This is a genomic window from Peribacillus sp. ACCC06369 (assembly GCF_030348945.1).
Taxonomy (GTDB): Bacteria; Bacillota; Bacilli; order Bacillales; family DSM-1321; genus Peribacillus.
The window spans coordinates 2905463-2925434 of record NZ_JAUCEN010000002.1 but is presented as its reverse complement, the minus strand read 5'-3'; the positions used below and the strand labels follow the sequence as shown (position 1 = coordinate 2925434).

19 protein-coding genes are annotated in these 19972 nt (G+C 42.6%); 18 read left to right on the top strand and 1 reads right to left on the bottom strand.

Going from position 1 to position 19972, the window contains the following annotated elements:
* Positions 1-60: 60 nt before the first annotated feature.
* The 17 genes from QUF78_RS14985 (at position 61) to QUF78_RS14905 (ending at position 17362) form a co-directional block, all read left to right on the top strand.
* Positions 61-1101, top strand: a complete 1041-nt coding sequence (locus QUF78_RS14985) for a TRAP transporter substrate-binding protein (RefSeq protein WP_289325288.1) — start codon at positions 61-63, stop codon at positions 1099-1101.
* 24 nt (positions 1102-1125) lie between these two features.
* Positions 1126-2376, top strand: a complete 1251-nt coding sequence (locus QUF78_RS14980) for a nickel pincer cofactor-dependent isomerase, group 22 (RefSeq protein WP_289325287.1) — start codon at positions 1126-1128, stop codon at positions 2374-2376.
* Between the two features lie 64 nt (positions 2377-2440).
* Positions 2441-4645: a dihydroxy-acid dehydratase domain-containing protein gene (locus tag QUF78_RS14975; protein ID WP_289325286.1), complete on the top strand. Its 2205-nt coding sequence runs from the start codon at positions 2441-2443 to the stop codon at positions 4643-4645.
* A 60-nt stretch (positions 4646-4705) separates the two neighbouring features.
* Positions 4706-5473 (top strand): IclR family transcriptional regulator, encoded by a 768-nt coding sequence (locus QUF78_RS14970; RefSeq protein ID WP_289325285.1) that lies wholly within the window; start codon positions 4706-4708, stop codon positions 5471-5473.
* A gap of 32 nt (positions 5474-5505) precedes the next feature.
* Complete coding sequence (locus tag QUF78_RS14965) at positions 5506-6393, top strand: fumarylacetoacetate hydrolase family protein (protein WP_289325284.1); 888 nt, start codon at positions 5506-5508, stop codon at positions 6391-6393.
* An 11-nt stretch (positions 6394-6404) separates the two neighbouring features.
* Complete coding sequence (locus QUF78_RS14960) at positions 6405-6704, top strand: UxaA family hydrolase (protein ID WP_289325283.1); 300 nt, start codon at positions 6405-6407, stop codon at positions 6702-6704.
* 4 nt (positions 6705-6708) lie between these two features.
* On the top strand, positions 6709-7866 hold the full coding sequence (locus tag QUF78_RS14955; RefSeq protein ID WP_289327326.1) for a UxaA family hydrolase: 1158 nt from the start codon (positions 6709-6711) through the stop codon (positions 7864-7866).
* A 22-nt stretch (positions 7867-7888) separates the two neighbouring features.
* On the top strand, positions 7889-9358 hold the full coding sequence (gene gucD, locus QUF78_RS14950; protein ID WP_289325282.1) for an alpha-ketoglutaric semialdehyde dehydrogenase GucD: 1470 nt from the start codon (positions 7889-7891) through the stop codon (positions 9356-9358).
* A 261-nt stretch (positions 9359-9619) separates the two neighbouring features.
* A complete protein-coding gene (locus QUF78_RS14945) occupies positions 9620-10528 on the top strand; it encodes a dihydrodipicolinate synthase family protein (protein WP_289325281.1) in 909 nt (302 codons plus the stop codon).
* Positions 10528-11475 (top strand): U32 family peptidase, encoded by a 948-nt coding sequence (locus tag QUF78_RS14940; RefSeq protein ID WP_289325280.1) that lies wholly within the window; start codon positions 10528-10530, stop codon positions 11473-11475. The genes QUF78_RS14945 and QUF78_RS14940 overlap by 1 nt, the downstream gene beginning before the upstream one ends.
* A gap of 75 nt (positions 11476-11550) precedes the next feature.
* Positions 11551-12510 (top strand): C-terminal binding protein, encoded by a 960-nt coding sequence (locus QUF78_RS14935; RefSeq protein WP_289325279.1) that lies wholly within the window; start codon positions 11551-11553, stop codon positions 12508-12510.
* Between the two features lie 14 nt (positions 12511-12524).
* Positions 12525-13388 (top strand): fumarylacetoacetate hydrolase family protein, encoded by an 864-nt coding sequence (locus QUF78_RS14930; protein ID WP_289325278.1) that lies wholly within the window; start codon positions 12525-12527, stop codon positions 13386-13388.
* Between the two features lie 436 nt (positions 13389-13824).
* Positions 13825-14640, top strand: a complete 816-nt coding sequence (gene larE, locus QUF78_RS14925) for an ATP-dependent sacrificial sulfur transferase LarE (protein ID WP_289325277.1) — start codon at positions 13825-13827, stop codon at positions 14638-14640.
* Positions 14637-15407, top strand: coding sequence for a nickel pincer cofactor biosynthesis protein LarB (gene larB / locus QUF78_RS14920; RefSeq protein WP_289325276.1), 771 nt, complete (start codon positions 14637-14639; stop codon positions 15405-15407). The genes larE and larB overlap by 4 nt, the downstream gene beginning before the upstream one ends.
* Positions 15388-16254, top strand: a complete 867-nt coding sequence (gene larC, locus QUF78_RS14915; protein WP_289325275.1) for a nickel pincer cofactor biosynthesis protein LarC — start codon at positions 15388-15390, stop codon at positions 16252-16254. Before larB ends, larC begins: the two co-directional genes overlap by 20 nt.
* A complete protein-coding gene (larC2, locus tag QUF78_RS14910; protein ID WP_289325274.1) occupies positions 16251-16727 on the top strand; it encodes a nickel pincer cofactor biosynthesis protein LarC2 in 477 nt (158 codons plus the stop codon). The genes larC and larC2 overlap by 4 nt, the downstream gene beginning before the upstream one ends.
* Positions 16724-17362, top strand: coding sequence for an urease accessory protein UreH (locus QUF78_RS14905; protein ID WP_289325273.1), 639 nt, complete (start codon positions 16724-16726; stop codon positions 17360-17362). Before larC2 ends, QUF78_RS14905 begins: the two co-directional genes overlap by 4 nt.
* A 354-nt stretch (positions 17363-17716) precedes the next feature.
* On the opposite strand, the gene QUF78_RS14900 is transcribed toward QUF78_RS14905, so the two are convergent.
* Positions 17717-18634: a DMT family transporter gene (locus QUF78_RS14900; protein ID WP_289325272.1), complete on the bottom strand. Its 918-nt coding sequence runs from the start codon at positions 18632-18634 to the stop codon at positions 17717-17719.
* Between the two features lie 325 nt (positions 18635-18959).
* On the opposite strand from QUF78_RS14900, the gene QUF78_RS14895 reads away from it, so the two are divergent.
* The gene (locus QUF78_RS14895) at positions 18960-19958 is read left to right on the top strand and encodes a sugar kinase (RefSeq protein ID WP_289325271.1); all 999 of its coding nucleotides are present in this window, start codon (positions 18960-18962) and stop codon (positions 19956-19958) included.
* The last annotated feature ends 14 nt before the right edge of the window (positions 19959-19972 follow it).

Here is a 19972-nt window from a genome sequence, read left to right as displayed (position 1 = left end):
TAAACAAGTAATTGGGTCTGTATGCTGATATTCATCTTATTTTATAGGAGGAAAAAGAAAATGAATATTTTGTTCAAACGTTTGGCGGTTGGAGTTTTACTGCCTTCAGTACTACTATTAGGTGCTTGCGGAAGCGGACAAAATGAAAGCGCTACAGCTGACGGAATAAAGGAAAGAACAATCAAAGCAGGAATTGGCAATAGTAAAATGCACCCACAAGGGCAGGGGATGGAAAAATTCAAAGAACTGGTTGAAGAAAAAAGCGGCGGGAAGATGAAAGTCCAAAACTTTTTTGATGCCACTCTTGGAGATGATCAGAAAATGACAGAAGCACTTCAAGGCGGTTTACAGGAAGTAACAGTTCCTTCAACCTCTCCGCTTGTGGGGATGATTAAGGAATTTGGAATATATGACTTCCCATTTGTCTTTAATAATGAAGAAGAGGCTTATACAGTACTTGATGGTGCAGTAGGCAAAAAGCTTTTGGATAAACTTCCGGAACATGATTTAGTAGGTCTGGGATATTGGGAAAATGGTTTCCGAAACGTAACCAACAGCAAACACCCTGTTAAAACGGCTGAAGATTTCAAAGGCCTTAAACTTCGTACGATGCAAAATGAAGTGCATTTAGATGCATTTTCCAAGTTGGGTGTTAATCCATCGCCGATGGCTTTCTCTGAAGTATTTACTGCGTTGGAAACAGGCACTGTGGATGGTCAAGAAAATCCGCTCGCAACAATTCAAACGCAAAAATATAATGAAGTGCAAGACTACTTAAGTTTAACAAATCATGTTTATACACCATTTGTATTCCTTGTAAGTAAAAAGTTTTGGGATGACCTATCAGAACAAGAGCAAAAAATCATGAGTGAGGCCGCACAAGAGGCTGGAAAGTATCAACGGGAAGTTAACCAAAAAGAAAATGAAAAAGCACTTAAGTATCTAAAAGAAGAAGGAATGAAAATCAATGAAGTAGAGCCGGAAGAAATGGAAAAAATGAAGAAAGTCATCCAACCAGTGACGGACGAATATGCTCAGAAATTTGGTCAGGATCTAGTAAAAGAAATGATGAGCGAAGTTGAAAAAGTACGCGGTAAATAATCCAGACTGTTTGGAGGATGGAAAATGAATATTATCACTGACCTTTTACGTGAAATCCCATTACCGAAAATGGTCAAAGTGAGGCAGAAATTTTGTACACCTCAAATCGCTGATGTAGCTGGTGAGGTGAAGAAGGCATTAAAAGAAGCAGGTGTCTTATCAAGAATAACTGAAGATGACAGGGTGGCAATTGCAGTAGGAAGCAGAGGGGTGGCGGACCTCCCTATACTAGTAAGGGAAACGGTAGCGGCTGTTTTGGATGCTGGCGGAAATCCTTTTATCGTACCAGCAATGGGAAGTCATGGGGGGGCTACAGCGGAAGGGCAAATAGATGTGTTGCTTCAGCTGGGTGTTACAGAAGAAGCGGTTGGAGCGCCAATCATGTCATCGATGGAAGTTGTTAAATTGGATGAATTGCCAAATGGGCTCCCTGTATATATAGATAAACTAGCATATGAATCGGATAAAATCATAGTCATTAATCGGATAAAACCGCACACGGCATTTCGTGGACCGGTTGAAAGCGGACTTATGAAAATGATTACAATCGGTTTGGGCAAGCAAAAGGGGGCCGAAGCTGCACATGCGTACAGCTTTAAGTATATGGCGGAACATGTCCCTGAGATGGCTAAGGTTTCCTTGAGAAAAGCCCCTATCATATTTGGGCTAGCGACTATTGAAAATGCCTATGATAAACCAGCGAAAATCGTCGCAGTCCCAGCAGAGGATCTGGAAGAAACGGAGCCGGGACTTTTGCTTGAAGCCAAATCATTGATGCCGAAAATACATTTCGATTCGATGGACGTACTAATTGTAAATGAACTCGGAAAGGACATCTCGGGGGATGGAATGGATCCGAACATAACGGGTAATTTCGCCACTCCATATGCTACCGGGGGGCCAGATGTTAGACGGACCGTTGTTCTTGGACTTACTGAAAAAACTCACGGTAATGCAAACGGCATCGGCATGGCTGATATGACGACGAAGGCGGTCATGAATGAAATCGAATGGGAAAAAGGGTATGCCAATGCACTCACCAGCACAGTGACAGATGTAGTAAAGCTCCCGATGTTTTTAGATACGAACGAATTGGCTGTTAAAGCCGCTATCAAAACGTGCAATGCCTTCGATTTGAATAAGGTAAGAGTCGTAAGAATAAAAAACACGCTTGATATCGGTGAAATTTGGATTTCTGAAAGCATGTTGGAAGAAGCTTTAAAAAACAAAAATATAGAGATCCTGTCAGAACCAGAAGAATTGGCACTAGACTAAAAACCTTTTTTAATATTTTTAGAGAATGGAAGAATTAATTTGAAATCTGAAAAGGAGTGCTGAAATGACACACCTATATCCACTAATTGATAACGAAATAAACCCTTACCGCGATAATGTACAAGGAAAAGCAAATGAACCCATTACGGTTGCGGGTCTGTTGGACCGTTCGAAGCTGACGCTTGGCACCACATATGAAGGGGGCAAGCCTGATTGGACGCTTGAAGAAATTTATATGCGGCTAGAGAGGAATGCCCCGCGTATTGCAATTATCGGTGGTTCGTCCGATCACCCGGCCCATATAATGGATTATCAAACGTCGGCACGGGCGGCAATCCGCATCTGGCAAAACGGCGGCGTGCCGTTTCATTTCTCGACACCGGTAATGTGTGATGGAACTGCGCAAAACAATCAAGGAATGAGTTACTCTCTTCAGAGCCGGAATGCGGTTGCACAAATGGTTGTCAACCAGCTGGAGGCACACAGTTATCATGGTGCATTCGTCATTCAAGGGTGTGATAAGCAGCCTCTTGGAGTGGTAAGTGCACTAGCACATGTTGATCGTGTGCGCCGCAACCGTGGTGAAGCACCCTTTTTCGCAACATTTGCACCTGCTCACGTATTAGAAGGAGGTTCGATTCCAGCTGACGTGATAGAAGAACTGGAAACACTTGCAAAAAAAGCGGAAAGTAAAGGCGCAGCCGATGTAGCCGTTGATTTACGAGATACGATGGCATATATATTGCAATGTTCTTCGAATACTGCATTCCAGGGCGTGTTTGAACGGGCATATGAACGAGGAATATTGACGAAGGAACAGCATAAGTATTTTGAAATGAGACTTGCTGTCGCAACATGTGACGGGCAGGGAGGTGTATGTGCCTTTAATGGAACGGGCAATAGTTCACGTCATTTAGTGGCAGGCATGGGTCTCGTTCATCCAGCCGTTGAGCTATTAACCGATCCACCAACACAACGCCAAATTAACTCGGTACTTGATAGCTTTGCCGGCATGATAAATGACGAGCGCTACGGCGTGGCCAACATTGTCGCTACGAACATAAAAAATGCAATACGTATTCACAGCGCTTCGGGTGGTTCTACAAACTTAATGATGCATATTGTCGCAGGCATGCTTTATGCAGGATACAAATTCAGTTTATGGGACATTGATCGCATCCAGCATTTACATCCAATTCCAGATTTATTTGACTACAGTTTGACAGAAGGAAGGGACATTTATTCACTTGCCATGCAGTGTTGCAGCGGGAAAAGCAGGGGTATGGAAACACTTTTTTATGAACTTATTGAGAATGGCGTACCAATGGACCAGGATGCGCCGACTGTCGCAGCAAAAACTTGGAAAGAACGTCTTTCGATTACAAGTAGCCTAAAAGCGGTTAACGTAAAGAAAGATCAGGTCATTTTGTCCAGTCCACGCCGTGGATTCAGCGGTGTTGATGTATTAAAAGGAAACTTCTTTGAAAGCGCGGTTGTAAAGATCAGCGGAATGCCGACACCACAGCTTGACCAATTCGATGATAAGCTGGCATTTGTCCTTTATTACGAAAATGAAGATGATGCAAATAAAAGCCTACTCGATTCAAATCTGCTTTCAAAAATAAAGGAGCAAAAGCTTTTCGAACATAATCTATTGCTCGAATCTCTTAAATACAACAAGGAGTCGGAATGGTCTATTTTTAAATCTGCTACCTATGAGGAGCTATTTGACAGGATGGTTGAAGAGGGCACTTTGAAAATTGCAATCATTATTTCAGGGCAGGGGCCAGTAGCATTTGGCATGCCGGAAATGTTTACACCAATGCAGCATATCAATGCAAACCGTATTATGAAAAAAATCGCAACGATCATTAGCGACGGCCGCTATTCAGGTGTCACGTATGGTGCTGCCATAGGACATATGACACCAGAATCGTATGAAGGTGGCGGCATTGGTTTACTTAAATCAGGTGATGTAATTCACCTTCAGCTTCGTGACCGACGCATCGATTTTGTCGATTCTACTCAACTTAGTTCGGGGAAGGTTGTTCATGAATTTGCGGAACTTTTAAAAGAAGAAAGACAATCATTGGTAGCGGAACGCAAGCTGCGGATGAAAGTTCGACAAAAAATGGTTGCGGCCAGCAACAGGATGTTTGGACATACAGATGCAGCTAATGGTGTGGTCCCGATCGCTGTCATTGAAGATGCAGTACTGGATTATGAACAGGATATTTTACTCCAGGAAAAAAAAGTAGTAATAAAGTGAGGAATGCTCGTCATAAATCCGATAAGATAAAGGTAGACAGAATAGAAGGAGTGAGGAACGATGCCTATCATCCAATCGGTGGAGCGTGCCTTGAAAATATTGGATTTATTTGATGAGCGTGAGCGGGAACTAACTATCACAGAGATAAGTAAACGAATGAATCTGCATAAAAGTACGGTTCATTCACTATTAAAAACCTTACAGGTGCATCACTATATTTCACAAGGCGAAGAAAATGGGAAATACTCGCTCGGATTAAAGTTATTGGAGAGGGGAAGCGTTGTTGTGACCCATCTCGATTTGCGAAAGGTAGCTAGAAAACATCTTGAATGGCTTTCAGCAACAACGAATTTAACACTTCACCTTGTCATATTAGACGGGCAGGAAGGTGTTTATATCGATAAAGTGGAGGGCACTGGAGTAACCGTTTTATATTCCCGTATTGGCCGGCGTGTTCCAATCCATACGAGTGCAGTTGGCAAATCTCTTGTGGCAACCAAAACGGATAGTGAACTGGATTTGCTCTTAGACGGTTATGATTACACGGGACCGACAGAAAGATCAATTAGAACCAAGGAGCAGTTTTTAACGGAAATAGAAAAAGCGCGAATTGATGGCTATTCAATGGATAATGAAGAAAACGAACCGGGAATTTACTGTCTGGCTGTACCGATAAAAGATTATTCAGGAAAGGTTATCGCTGCAATGAGTGTATCGATGCCTGCATCTAAAGTAAACGAAGAAACACATGAGTATTACGTACGTCTCTTAAAGGAATGCAGCAGTAAAATTTCGCAGGAACTCGGTTATGAATATCAAAAAATTTAAATAGAGGTCTGCCATTTAGGAGGAACTAGCAAATGAGAATTATTCGCTATGTAAAAGAAAACAAGAAACAACTTGCTGCAGTTACAAATGAAAACAATGTGGTGGACCTTCCATTTACAGATTTTATGTCGTTGATTACAACGGCACGGCACGAAAACAGAACAGCGTTTGATATTGTAAAACAACTTGCCGACAAAGGAGAAACACAGCCATTGGAAGGTCTTCAATTAACAACTCCCATCGACGCACCGGAAGTATGGGCATCCGGCGTTACGTATAAAAAAAGCAAGGAAGCACGTAACTACGAAGCGACGCAAGGAAAACTTGACCGCCAAACGTTCTATGACAAAGTTTATGATGCAGTGCGTCCTGAGATTTTCTTTAAATCGACTGCAGCAAGAACTGTGGGCCCGAATGATCCAGTTTACTTGCGTTCTGATTCCAATTGGCAAATTCCGGAGCCGGAGCTTGGTCTTGTCATCGATAAAGAGGGAACGGTACTCGGGTATATCGCAGGGAACGACATGAGCTGCCGTGACATTGAAGGTGAAAATCCGCTTTATCTTCCACAGGCAAAGGTATGGAAAAACTCTTGTTCCATTGGACCTGCCATCTTGTTAAAAGAGGCTGTCCCGGATCCATATGAGCTTAAAATCATGTGCCGTATTTATCGAAATGAAGAAAAAGTATTTGAAGGTGAAGCGAAAGTAAACCAACTGAAACGAAAATTGGAAGAGCTTGTCGACTATTTAGTCTTAGATAACACTGTTTTTGACGGATCCGTTTTACTAACAGGTACATGCGTGGTTCCGCCAAATGAATTTACATTGAAAGGCGATGACCGAATCGAAATTGAAATACCAGGGATTGGAGTGTTAAACAACCCGGTTATCCAAAGTAAAGCCGTTCAAACAATTTAAGGGGTGACAAAATGAGCGAGTATAAAACACTTTACTTAAGTACGAAAGATAGTGTAGCTGTCGCTTTATCCGAAATCCCCGCAAACACATCAGTAGTTGTGAAGGCAGACCTTGAAGAACTTGTCGTACCCATTCTTGAACCGATTCGTTTTGGACATAAGTTCGCAGTCAAAGCCATCGAACAAGGAGCAGACATAATTAAATATGGGGAAGTCATTGGTGCAGCCTCAGCTTTTATTCCCGCTGGTGCACATGTTCATGTCCACAATTTAGAAGGTAAAAGAGGAAGGGGTGACAAAATTGCTAAATGATAAAATGCAGTTTTGGGGCTACCGCCGTCCGGATGGCCGCGTCGGTATACGGAATCATGTACTGATTTTGCCAACGATAACATGCGCAACTCAAACAGCTCAGCGCGTCACAGAATTGGTGAGCGGAACAGTAACATTCATTCATCAGCATGGCTGTGCGCAAGTGGGCACTGATTATGATCAAACGGCCAGAACCTATGCGGGGATGGGCATGAATCCCAATGTATATGGTGTCATAGTACTCGGACTTGGCTGTGAAACACATCAGGCGCACCGTATTGGAGATGAAATTGCCAAATGCGGTAAACCAGTGGAAACTGTATCGATTCAGGATCATGGCGGCACTCTTCAAACCATTGCCGAAGTAGCTAAAATTGCGGTCAAAATGGTCCAGGATGCCTCGATGGTGCAACGGGAATTATGTGATTTTAGCGAGCTGATTGTCGGCACAGAATGCGGTGGGTCGGATGCATGCTCCGGCTTATCGGCGAATCCGGCAGTTGGGCGTACAAGCGATTTGGTCGTTCAGCAGGGGGGAACCGCAATATTAGCGGAAACGACTGAACTCATCGGTGCAGAGCATTTGATCGCTAACCGGGCGGCAAACGACCAGGTAGCCAAAAAAGCTTATGCCGTTATTAAAATGATGGAAGACCGCTCGATTCAAATGGGCGTAGACATCCGCACCGGAAATCCGAGTCCGGGAAACATTGAGGGAGGTCTTAGCTCACTCGAAGAAAAATCATTGGGGGCGGCTACAAAATCAGGCACAACCAGACTGGAAGAAGTCATTGATTATGCCCAGGTGCCCACAAAAAAAGGGCTGGTATGGATGGATACGCCTGGCCACGACATTGAGCAATTGACGGGAATGGTCGCAGGCGGTGCCCAAATTGTTCTCTTTACAAGTGGTAGAGGCACGCCAACGGGTTCTCCTATTTCACCCGTCATAAAAATCTCAACTAATACACCAATGTTTGACAGGATGAATGAAAATATGGATTTAAATGCTGGTACGATTGTAGATGGTTTAGAAACCGTTGATGAAGTGGGCAAGCGCATAATGGAAGAAATTCAACATGTTTCAAACGGAAAACTAACAAAAGCGGAGATATTAAAGCAGCATGACTTTGGTATTTGGAGAATTGGACCGACATTCTAAAACGAAAAAGGAGCTAAGGATTATGATATCAACTACATTTGCAACGAAAACATATAAAAATTTCATTAATAATGAGTGGGTGAATGCATCTTCTGGAAATACAATCGAAAGCATTAATCCAGCGGACAAAGAACCGGTAGGCTACGTTCAAAGCTCAACGGAAGATGACTTGAACAAAGCTGTAGCTTCTGCGCATAAGGCGAAGAGGGATTGGCGGAGGCTAGGGCAGTCTGCACGTGGACAAATCCTTTTCAAAGCGGCCAATATATTGGAAGGAAATCTAGATGAAATTGCCGAAACAATGACTCGCGAAATGGGTAAAACGTTACCGGAAGCAAAAGGGGAAACGGCACGAGGTGTTGCCATCCTGCGTTACTATGCTGGGGAAGGGATGCGGAAAGACGGCGATGTTATTCCATCATCCGATAAAGATGCCCTAATGTTTACGAAACGCACCCCACTTGGTGTTGTCGGGATAATCACGCCATGGAACTTCCCGGTTGCAATTCCTATCTGGAAAATGGCTCCTGCTCTTGTATATGGCAACTCAATCGTATGGAAACCTGCTACGGAGGGAGCCGTTACAGCAGCGAAAGTGATGGAATGCTTTACAAAAGCCGGCTTCCCTGAGGGCGTTGTGAACTTCATTACCGGTAAGGGATCGATCATCGGTCAAGGACTCATCGATCATCCGCTTTTAAATGCGATTACATTTACCGGTTCTGAAAGTGTTGGGCAGAGTGTCGCAAAATCAGCTTCCGCTCGCGGGATAAAATATCAGCTTGAAATGGGTGGCAAGAATCCAGTTATCGTCACGAAAGATGCGAACATCGACCAAGCAGTCGAGGCAGTCATCAGCGGCGGATTTCGATCTTCAGGCCAAAAATGTACAGCTTCAAGTCGTGTTGTTGTTGAATCGTCCGTCTATGATGAATTTAAACAAAAACTGGTAGATGCAGCAGCGAAAATTACAGTCGGCAACGGTCTTCAAGAGGGTATTTGGATGGGCCCATGTGCAAGTGAAAGCCAGTTCAATACGGTGACAGAGTACATTGAAAAAGGCAAGCAGGAGGGCGCGAAACTCATACATGGCGGGGAGATATTAACTGGCGGAGACTACGATAGAGGCTTTTTCATAACACCAGCGATTTTTGAAGAAGTGACGTCCGATATGGAGATTGCACAAGCAGAAATTTTTGGGCCAGTTATCGCGCTTATAAAAGCAACCGATCTTGTCGAAGCCATTGACTTGGCAAATAATACGAAATACGGATTGAGTGCCTCAATCTTCACATCAAATATTAGCTCAATTCTGGAATTCATCGATGAAATTGAAGCAGGGCTTGTCCGTATCAACGCAGAAAGCGCGGGCGTAGAGTTACAAGCACCATTTGGAGGGATGAAAGCATCGAGCACGGGTTCACGAGAGCAAGGTGAAGCGGCGAAGGAATTTTATACAGCAATAAAAACTGTTTTCATTAAAGGTTCTTAACAAGTATAACGACATAGAATTTCATTATTCCAGAACAAAGCCAGGGCAATATAGTACAACGAAAGCACGGACATCCTCGTAAATAATTCGGAATAATCAGACTACAGAATTGGTTATGTGAAAATTCCGGATAAACCGGGTCTTGGAGATTGATGAGGGAAAATTGAAGCAGTCAGCAGAAACCGGACATGATTGGACAAACCAAATTTGGCGTCATGAAGTCGGGAGCATCGCTGAATAGTAATAAAAGGAGGCAAAACAATGAACTTTCATGGCATCATTCCACCGGTAGTCACCCTATTTGATGAAACGGGGAACTTAGATATACCACTGAACAGAAGTTATATCGACTTATTAATTTCAAAGAATATTGACGGTATTTTGTTGATGGGAAGTTCAGGTGAGTTCTCATCACTTACAACGGAAGAAAGAAAATTATACGTACGTGAAATGATAAATCACATTAACGGACGGGTGCCTGTGATGGTTGGCGTCGGACATACCTCATTAAAAGAGGTACTTGAATTAACTTCTTATGCTGAAGAACATGGAGCGAACGGCGTTCTCGTAGTCAACCCATATTACTGGAAGCTATCTGACGAGCAACTATACCGACATTTTTCCAGTGTCGCGAATCATACGAATCTGCAAGTTTTCATTTATAACATTCCGCTCTTAACAGGACAAAATTTATCAATCGAATTGATTAAAAAATTAGCCGAAGATCATTCAAACATTACTGGGATTAAAGAGACGGTCAGTGATTTCGGCCACCTTCGTCAAGTGCTGGAGGAAGTGAAGAATGTTCGCAGTGATTTCCGCGTCTTCTCTGCGTTTGACGAGCATTTGCTTCCGGCTCAAATGATTGGTGCAGCGGGGAGCATCAATGGAAGCGCTGTTTTTATGCCGGAAATATCCGTTGATTTATATGAATCGTATCAAAAAGGTGATCTTGCTGAAGCACAGAAATATCATCAAGTGATTTCAAAACTGATGGATGTGTACAATTACGGTCCAACATTTTTTACAGCCATGAAAGAAGCCGTTCATCAGCGCTGGTTTGACGTGCCGGCTGGACACCGTTCTCCATGTGATGTATACCCTGCTGATTTGAGTGATAAAGTAGCTGCTCTTTTAAAAATTTTAGACATGAAGGAAGGCGTCCAATAATGAAAGAATCACGCGAATTGCTCGAACAATTAGGCTACCCATCAACTGATCTTAAAGAACTTCCGACCTCAACGAAAACATTTCCAGATGGCGCTCAATACCGCATTGAACTCCCAAGTGTAGAAGGACCAGCTGCTCTAAAAGAAACACTGAAAGAAATTGACCGACTCGGATTGACCATTCACCGAATATCACAAGGAAGCGGCATCATGCTTCAAACGGATGATGAAATTAAAGAAATGTGTGAATTGACAGCAGAGCGCGGTATGGAGCTGAGTTTGTTTGTCGGCCCCAGGGGTTCATGGGATGTAAGTGCGGGACCGCTTACGCCGGGAGGAAAATCACAGGGAATCCGCCATGAAGGCTCCGACCAGCTTGTTTATGCAATGGAAGACCTGAAAAGAGGAGCGGCGCTTGGTCTTCGCGGTGCGTTAGTTGCGGATGAAGGACTTCTTCTTATAACGAAGGAGATGAAAAAACACGGACAGCTCCCGGAAGATTTTGTTGTTAAAGTATCGGTTCAAATGGGACCAGCCAATCCAGTATCCGTTAAATTAATGGAAGACATCGGTGCGGATACCTACAACGTGCCACCTGCATTAACGCTGTCTAAACTTGCAGCGATCCGACAATCAATAGACATTCCAATTGATTTATACGTAGAAGTGCCGGATACCTTCGGCGGCTTTCTTCGCTATTATGAAATACCGGAAATCATCCGTACATTGGCGCCTGTATACATCAAGTTTGGCCTTCGGAATCACCCTGACGTATACCCATCAGGGAAACAATGGGAAAGTACGAACATCTCACTCGCCCAGGAACGTGTACGCCGTGCCGCAATTGGAATTCAAATGATTGAACGATATTATCCAGAAGCTAAAACATCGAAACTTGGCGCTGAAGGACTTGGTATTGCGAAAGTCGAAAAAGCAGCAGTGAAATAATTGATTTTTCACCTGAAACGGGAGGAATCCCCCTGCCTTTAAGGGGGTTATTACCATCTATAGGAGTGGAGTCTAATGGCCTTTAAAATATTATTAACTGATTATGAATTTGAACATTTGAAATATGAAGAAGACGTGTTTCGAGAAAGCGGATTGGACTTTGATTTTATTAAAGCACAATGCAAAACAGAAGAAGAAGTTATTGAGCTGGCAAAGGATGCGGACGCAATACTAAATCAATATGCCCCTGTTTCTCGTCGCGTAATTGCATCACTCGAAAACGCGAAAATCATATCCCGCTACGGTGTCGGGGTCAATACAATTGATCTCGATGCGGCAAAAGAAAAGGGGATTACGGTTGCCAATGTTCCGGATTATGGCATGGAAGAAGTTTCGAATCATGCATTGGCACTATTGCTTTCATGGTCACGTAAAGTGACGCTGTTAAACAATGAGGTGAAAAGAGGTAACTGGGACTTTAAAGTGGCTGTACCGATTCATCGTTTTAACGAACAAACGGTTGGAGTTCTCGGTTTTGGCCGCATTCCGCGCCGTTTCATTGAAAAGGTGAAACCGCTGGGCTTTAAAACTGCTGCTTATGATCCATTTGTATCGTCGGCAGAGATGGCTGCTGTCGGCGTTCAAAAAATGGATCTCGATGAAATTATTCGTGAAGCCGATTATTTGTCGGTCCATGTACCCTTAATCGATGATACGTTCCATCTGATTAACGAGGAGCGCCTTAAACAAATGAAGAGAAATGCGGTCATCATTAACACCGCACGTGGACCGATAATCGATGAAACAGCACTTTCTGATGCACTTGAAAGAGGGGTAATTGCAGGTGCAGCACTTGATGTGACAGAAAATGAGCCAGTCCGCATCGATAGCCCACTACTCACTATGGACAATGTCATTATTACACCGCACAGCGCCTGGTATTCTGAGGAAGCGATGGTTGAACTTCGTCAAAAAGCAGCAAGAAATATCGTTCAGGTCTTAAAAGGGGAAAAAACACCATACGCTTTGACGTAAGAAAGGGAGGAATTATGAAAATAGTCACTTTTTCCGTACAAGACGAACAGCACATTGGCCTAGTTCAAGATGATCGAATTATTAGTTTAACGGCTCTAGGTTCAGATGAATTTCCTGCTTGTATGAAAAAATTCATAGAACGAGGCAGCGAGTTGCGTACACGTGCTGAACAGTTAATCGAGCAACGGGTAAATGACGATGCGATATTCAGACTGTCAGAAGTAAATGTCCTGCCGCCAATTGCACAGCCGGAAAAAATCATTTGCGTCGGGCTTAACTATATTGATCATTGCAAGGAAACCGGGATGGAGCGACCTGCTTCGCCGGTCATTTTTTCAAAATATGCGAATGCGATTGCCGGCCATAACGATGCGATTGAAATCCCAATTAATTCAACCGAGGTCGACTTTGAAGCAGAGCTTGCGGTTGTCATTGGAAGAGAAGCGAAACATGTGTCAGAAGAAGAGGCGAATGACTATGTTTTTGGCTATACAATTATGAATGATATTAGCGCCCGAGATTTGCAATTTCAGGACGGCCAGTGGTCAAGAGGCAAAACGGCGGACACATTTGCTCCATTTGGGCCTGTTGTCGTTACACATGATGAAGTGGGCGATCCCCATAATCTAGCGATTTCGCTTGAATTAAACGGTGAAATTATGCAGGATTCAAATACCAGCAACCTAATTTTTACGGTTCCGAAAATCATATCATTTTTATCACAATCCATGACACTTAAACCAGGTGATTTGATTGCAACTGGTACACCACCTGGCGTTGGAATGGGACGCAATCCGAAAATCTGGTTAAAAAACGGTGATCGGTTGAACGTCAGTATTGAAAAGATCGGCACGCTTTCCAATCACGTAATAGCCTGACAAGAGAAAGAAGATGGTGCCATGGACGTTGTAACAAAAAAAATCTTAAAGGGCCGCTTCCTCACATCACATCACGCTTATGCGAGCTGGCGGTGTCAACCTTGACAACCTCACTTTTTTTTAGACTGCTGCCAACGCGGAGGGACTTGGTGGTTCATTGATCAATCCTGCGAATTTGATTTCAGGTGATGACTACTCCAGGCTGTCAGAAACTGCAAAAAAATTCTCGGCAAACGTAAAAAAAACTATAGCTTGCCGTCGTTTATATGGGTGTCACTTTAATAGCGCTGGGAATGAAAAATAGCTGTGTATTTCATCCTTTCCGGCAAATTTGCAAAAGTATCTCGGCAATCTTTTAGTGGTCCAGCAGGGTGTTATTTCTGGTGGAACATAAAATAAATTCAGAAATCCTCAAACCAGAAAGGAGAAAAGTGCTATGTTACTAGAAAAGTACAGAAACCTGCAGGCTATTCTCCAAAAAATGGAGACGGTTGTGGTCGCTTTTTCAGGAGGCGTGGACAGCACGTTTTTGCTTAAAGTCGCTATTGATACATTGGGTTATGATAATGTGTTAGCCATTACAGCAGATTCGGAAACCTATCCTTCGAGCGAGTTGAATGAAGCACTTATGCTATCAAAATGGATTGGCGCCAACCATCGTGTCATTCAAACTTCGGAGTTAGCCATTCCTGGATATACAGCAAATAACCAAAATCGCTGCTACTTTTGTAAAAGTAGTTTATTTGAACACTTGCGTCCTATTCTTGAAGAATATGAATTTAATAATATTATTTATGGTGTTATTGCTGATGATGCTAACGAATTTCGTCCAGGTATGAAAGCTGCTAAAGAAAAAGGAATCAGGGGCCCGCTTCAGGAAGCCGACTTGTTCAAAGAAGAAATAAGAGTATTGTCCAAGGAAGCAGGTTTGCCAACCTGGAATAAACCGTCATTTGCTTGCCTATCCTCACGTATAGCCTATGGAGATATCATTACAAAGGAAAAATTGACGAAAGTGGATAAGTCAGAGGCTTACTTAAAATCAATGGATATTCACCAGGTACGAGTCCGGACGCATGGGGAGACGGCCCGAATTGAAGTCGAACCCGCTGATATGCCGCGAGTGCTACAATATCATGTCGCGATTACGAAACGGCTGAAGGAATTCGGTTATAAGTATGTATCGTTGGATCTCACTGGCTATAAGAGCGGGAGTATGAATATAACGCTTGAAAAGGAAGAGATGTTATGATTGACGACATTTTAGAGCAGGTTCAAAATGGTACATTGACTGCAGCGGAAGCAAAGGGAAAACTTGCATCCTATGAAAATTTAGGATTTGTAAAAATCGATCACCATCGTAAAAAGAGACAAGGATTTCCCGAAATTGTATTTGGAGAAGGGAAAACAGCTGAACAAATTTTAATGATCGTCCAATCGCTGCGGATAAGGAATAATTCCGTGCTTGTGACGCGTATTTCTCGGGAAAAAGCGGTATTTGTACAAAAAGAATGTAGTGATTTTGAGTATAACGAGATTGCACGGACACTTGCATGGGTTAAAGAAAAGCCGAAATCCGACGGTACATATATCGCAATAATATGCGCCGGGACTTCAGATTTGCCGGTTGCTGAAGAAGCAGCCGTGACGGCCGAAACTCTAGGTATTCCAGTCAGGCGTATTTACGATGTTGGTGTTGCTGGGCTGCACCGCCTCCTTGATCATATTGACGAGATACGAAGTGCTACCGTTTCAGTTTGTGTCGCGGGTATGGAAGGGGCACTACCAAGTGTGTTAGGAGGCCTTGTCATGAATCCAATTATTGCTGTGCCGACAAGTGTCGGGTACGGTGCGAATTTTAACGGTTTATCGGCCCTTTTATCGATGCTCAATTCATGCGCATCAGGTGTAAGTGTGGTAAACATCGATAATGGATTTGGTGCGGCCTACAATGCAGCGCTTATTTACAAACTTGTACATAAAAAGGAGATCAATGATGATGAGGACATTATATTTTGACTGCTTTTCTGGCATAAGCGGAGATATGGTAATTGGTGCGTTGATTGATGCAGGTGCAGATCCTTTACAAATGGAAGAAGAGTTAAAAAAGCTGAACATAGATGAAGAATATACTCTGTCGTGGGGGAAGGTCGTCAAAAATGGCATTAGGAGTACTAAATTTGATGTCATTCTCACCAGTGGATCAGAGGAACCACATGAACACGAACACAGTCACGAACATAGTCATGAAAACAGCCAAAGTAATCGACATGAACACAGTCATAGCCATGAGCATAACCATACCCATGAACACGAACACAATCATAGCCATGTGCTTCACAATCATCATGGCAGCCGTACGTACAAACAAATTGTGGAGGCAATAAATGAGGCTAACTTTAATGAATCGGTATCGAACATGTCACTCGCCATTTTTAGGAAGATTGGTGAAGCGGAAGGGCACATACACGGGCTTCCTCTCGAAAAAGTTCACTTTCACGAGGTAGGAGCGGTAGATTCCATAATAGATATAATCGGCGCAGCAATTTTAATCAATCAGCTAGGTATCGAATCAGTTCAGTCATCAGCCATTCCCACGGGGTCTGGACATATACATATTGATCACGGCATATATCCGGTTCCTGCACCTGCCACTCTTGAAATATTAAAAGGGGTACCAATTGCCGCAAACGATATTCGTTCTGAATTAACAACGCCGACCGGTGCTGCCATCTCTGCGGTTTTGGCTGAAACATTTGGCTCGCTTCCAGCCATGACTGTCGAATCGATTGGCTATGGAGCGGGAACAAAAACATTTGAAAATCATCCGAACGTCCTTCGCATTATCATCGGGGAGATTCAATGAACCGCCCACCTGATCATGAGCATCTTGATGGACAAATGGTAAAAATGGAAGTTAACCTGGATGATATTTCCGGTGAATGGCTTGGACATGTAATGGATTTGCTGTTTGAATCAGGAGCAAATGATGTATATTATACGCCAATCTTCATGAAAAAAAATCGACCAGGGGTGTTATTGCAACTTCTCTGTTCACAGCAGATGATTTCGAAAATGAAGAAAATATTATTTGCTGAAACGACGACGCTTGGTATACGCTACTATCCGCTTACCGTGCACCGGCTCGAACGATCTTTTTTCAATGTGCATACACAATGGGGGAAAGTGACGATAAAGAGAGGGGTCCATGAGGGTTTGCCCATGCAGCAGGCACCCGAATATGAAGATTGCCGTAAAATTGCCATGCAAAACAAAATACCGCTTAAACGGGTGTATGAAGAAGTATGGAAGTGTCTCGGGGAGGTGGTGGAAAAATGAGTTTCGTTTCGATTCTCACATTAGGCTTCCTATTGGGGATAAAACATTCGTTAGAGCCGGATCACGTTATTGCAGTTGCAACCACAGCAGGAAATACGAAAAAAATATCACGTTCCACTCTAACGGGGGTGTATTGGGGAATAGGCCATACATGTACCCTGTTTCTTACAGGGATGCTGTATATTTGGATGAAAGGGGAAATTCTGGAGTCGTTAAGCATGACGTTGGAATTCGGTGTTGGTGTTATGCTAGTTATACTTGGGGCGAAAAGTTTATTTAAGGACCGCCTTAATATCACGAACGACCATGATGGATTACGTCCTTTTTTGGTTTCTGCATTAATTGGGTTCGTCCATGGTCTCGCCGGCAGTGCCGCAATGGTCATCCTAACGATGTCTACCGTTACCGGTATAGGTGAAGGATCCATCTATATAATTATATTTGGCGCAGGGACGATTATTGGGATGCTGTGTTTTACAACTATACTGGGCATACCGTTTGCTTTGAATGGAAAGAATATCGGTTTAAACCGAACCTTCATCAAACTGGCGGGAGCTATAAGTTTTGGATTCGGTCTTTATTATATATACAAATTGGGTGTGACAGAAGGATTGTTTGCGCTTTGGGCGAATTAATATAGCATAAAGGGAATCTCAGGCTGTCTGTAACGCATAGACAGTCTCTTTTTTTATTAAGTTCACAATATGTTTCCGAGGGGTTTCTCTTGGTTGAGATAAGGGGGAAATGGTCTCGTTGGTTTCCGTTCAAGGCGAATTTGATGCAACAAAAGTTGGATGGCACAGCTAACAAAAGGCCTGTGCAAATGGGGACACTACAATGGACTTGTTCATACATTGGTTGTTTGGCCGGTATCATACGTAATACGCTATTGTACATGTATAAAAAAACTATGACACTACAATTCCTTTTTTTAATAAGGATAGTAGTGTCATAGGAAAAGATTCGGAAACAAGGTAATGCGGTTGCCGCTAGGCAGATATCCCTTTATTTTTCCTTTGAAGAATCCAAATTTCCATTGCCCCGGAGCCCAGCAATACACCTGAAACAATGAAAATCAGTCCAATGAAGTGTGCAGGCACTATGGCTTCATTAAGGAAAAATGCTGCCCCTAACAGAGAGAATAAAGTGTTTAAGTTAAGAAAAATGGATGATTCTGCTGCGCCTACCTGACCAATTGCATAATTATAGCCCATGTGCCCAAGGGCAGTGGCAAAAATAGCGGAGAAAAAGAAAGCTCCCCAGATGGAATGCGGTGCAGTTGCCAGTGAAGATAAGCCATCAGGCTCTTTCCATAAGCTGATGGCAAAAAGGATAAAAGACCCGATCAGCATCATGTAGCCGGTTAATAATCGTGGATCCATTGTTTTGGATGCTTTATTAATAAGAATGAAACTTAACGCCTGTGACAGAATTGAAAGCAAAATATCAATGTCCCCCAGATTAATAGAATGTATTCCTCCACTTCCTGCCATAACGGTAAAACTCACTCCTAAAGCACCGCATATAAAGCCAAGAAGCCGGATTAATGTGGGCTTTTTGCGAAAGAATATCATAGTCAATACGACAGTCAAAATAGGGCCCATGCCCAAAATCAGCCCAGCATTCGAAGCGGAAGTCTTCGTTAATCCCTCAGCTAAAAAATAATGATGAAAAACGACACTCAAAAGTGCTCCTCCAAAAACGTAAAAAAGTTCACTTTTTTTAGGAAGACGTATTAGACCAAGAAAGAAAAGGATAATAATGACTACAAGGGAAGCTGTAAAAATTCTCAATGATGTTATTGTTACGGGCTGTGTATTCGCAACTAAAATTTTAATAACTGAAACGTTCAATCCCCATGTGATCATAATTCCCGTAAGTAAGATGTAAATTTTCACAAAACTCATTCAAAACAACCTTTCAAACTTATTTAACAATTGATATATTATACAACTTACTCCAAATTAATAGCAAAGAGTAAAATTTTAATAAGATATCCAGGTTAAAAAATCAGAAACTGATAATCAATTAAAAATCCAATACCGATTTTACGTAATATGGATATTTACCATGGTTTAAGCTGAAATATGCATGGGAATAGGTCGAATAAAAATAAAATTACAAATTATCAAACTTTTCTATTGTTTTTGGTAGGGTTTTCATTTACAATTTCCTTATGATTTACCAAACCGGTTTAGTAATTAACTAAATCGATTTAGTGGGTATGATCACATGTTTTACTTTTTACTTGAGTGTTCGAAAGAAGGAGGTACTGTATTGTCAAAATATGGTGTTTTAACGCTCGGCGACGCCATGATTACGCTAAATCCGGAAGAAACAGGACCTTTAAGATTTGTTACCCGTTTTGAGCGAAAAGTAGGAGGCGCTGAACTCAATTTTGCGATTGGCTGTGCAAGGCTTGGCATGAGGGCAAAATGGTTAAGCCGTTTAGGCAAGGACGAGTTCGGTAGAGTCATATATAATTTCGCACGCGGGGAAGGCGTGGACATGAGTGATGTTGCCTATGTAGATGGATATCCAACATCCATTAACTTTAAAGAAATCCGGGAGGATGGTTCCGGAAAGACATTTTATTACCGTTATCAATCTCCCATTCTGACTTTAAAGCCGGAAGATATAACGGAGAAGATGTTTGAAGCGATTGATATAGTCCATCTTACTGGAGTTTTCTTGGCTATAGACCCCAAAAATGTGGATATTGCCAAAAGGGTGATGGAAATAGCGGAACAAAAAAATATCCCTGTTTCGTTTGATCCGAATATCCGATTGAAACTATGGTCCATCGAGGAAGCGAGATCGGTTTATTTCGATATTTTCCCATATGTGGATATTTTGCTTACAGGTTTAGATGAAATAAAATTGATAACTGGAAATGACACTGAAGAATCATTGGCGGAATTTGCAAAACTGAATGATATTGATCAGCTGGTCATCAAAGACGGGAAACATGGTTCAAAACTATATACAAAAAGAGAATGGCATGAAAAAGAAGCCTTCCCTGTTATACCGGTAGATACTGTTGGAGCGGGGGATGGATATGATGCCGGTTATATATACGGATATCTTCATGGCCTATCCATCGATGAAAGATTGACATTCGCTAATGGTGTAGGAGCTCTTGTCACAACTGTTTCAGGGGACAATGAAGGTTTACCATATTTAGATGAAGTAATGCCTTTCATACAGAATGAGGCTGTTATTGAAAGATAGAAGACTGAAAGCAA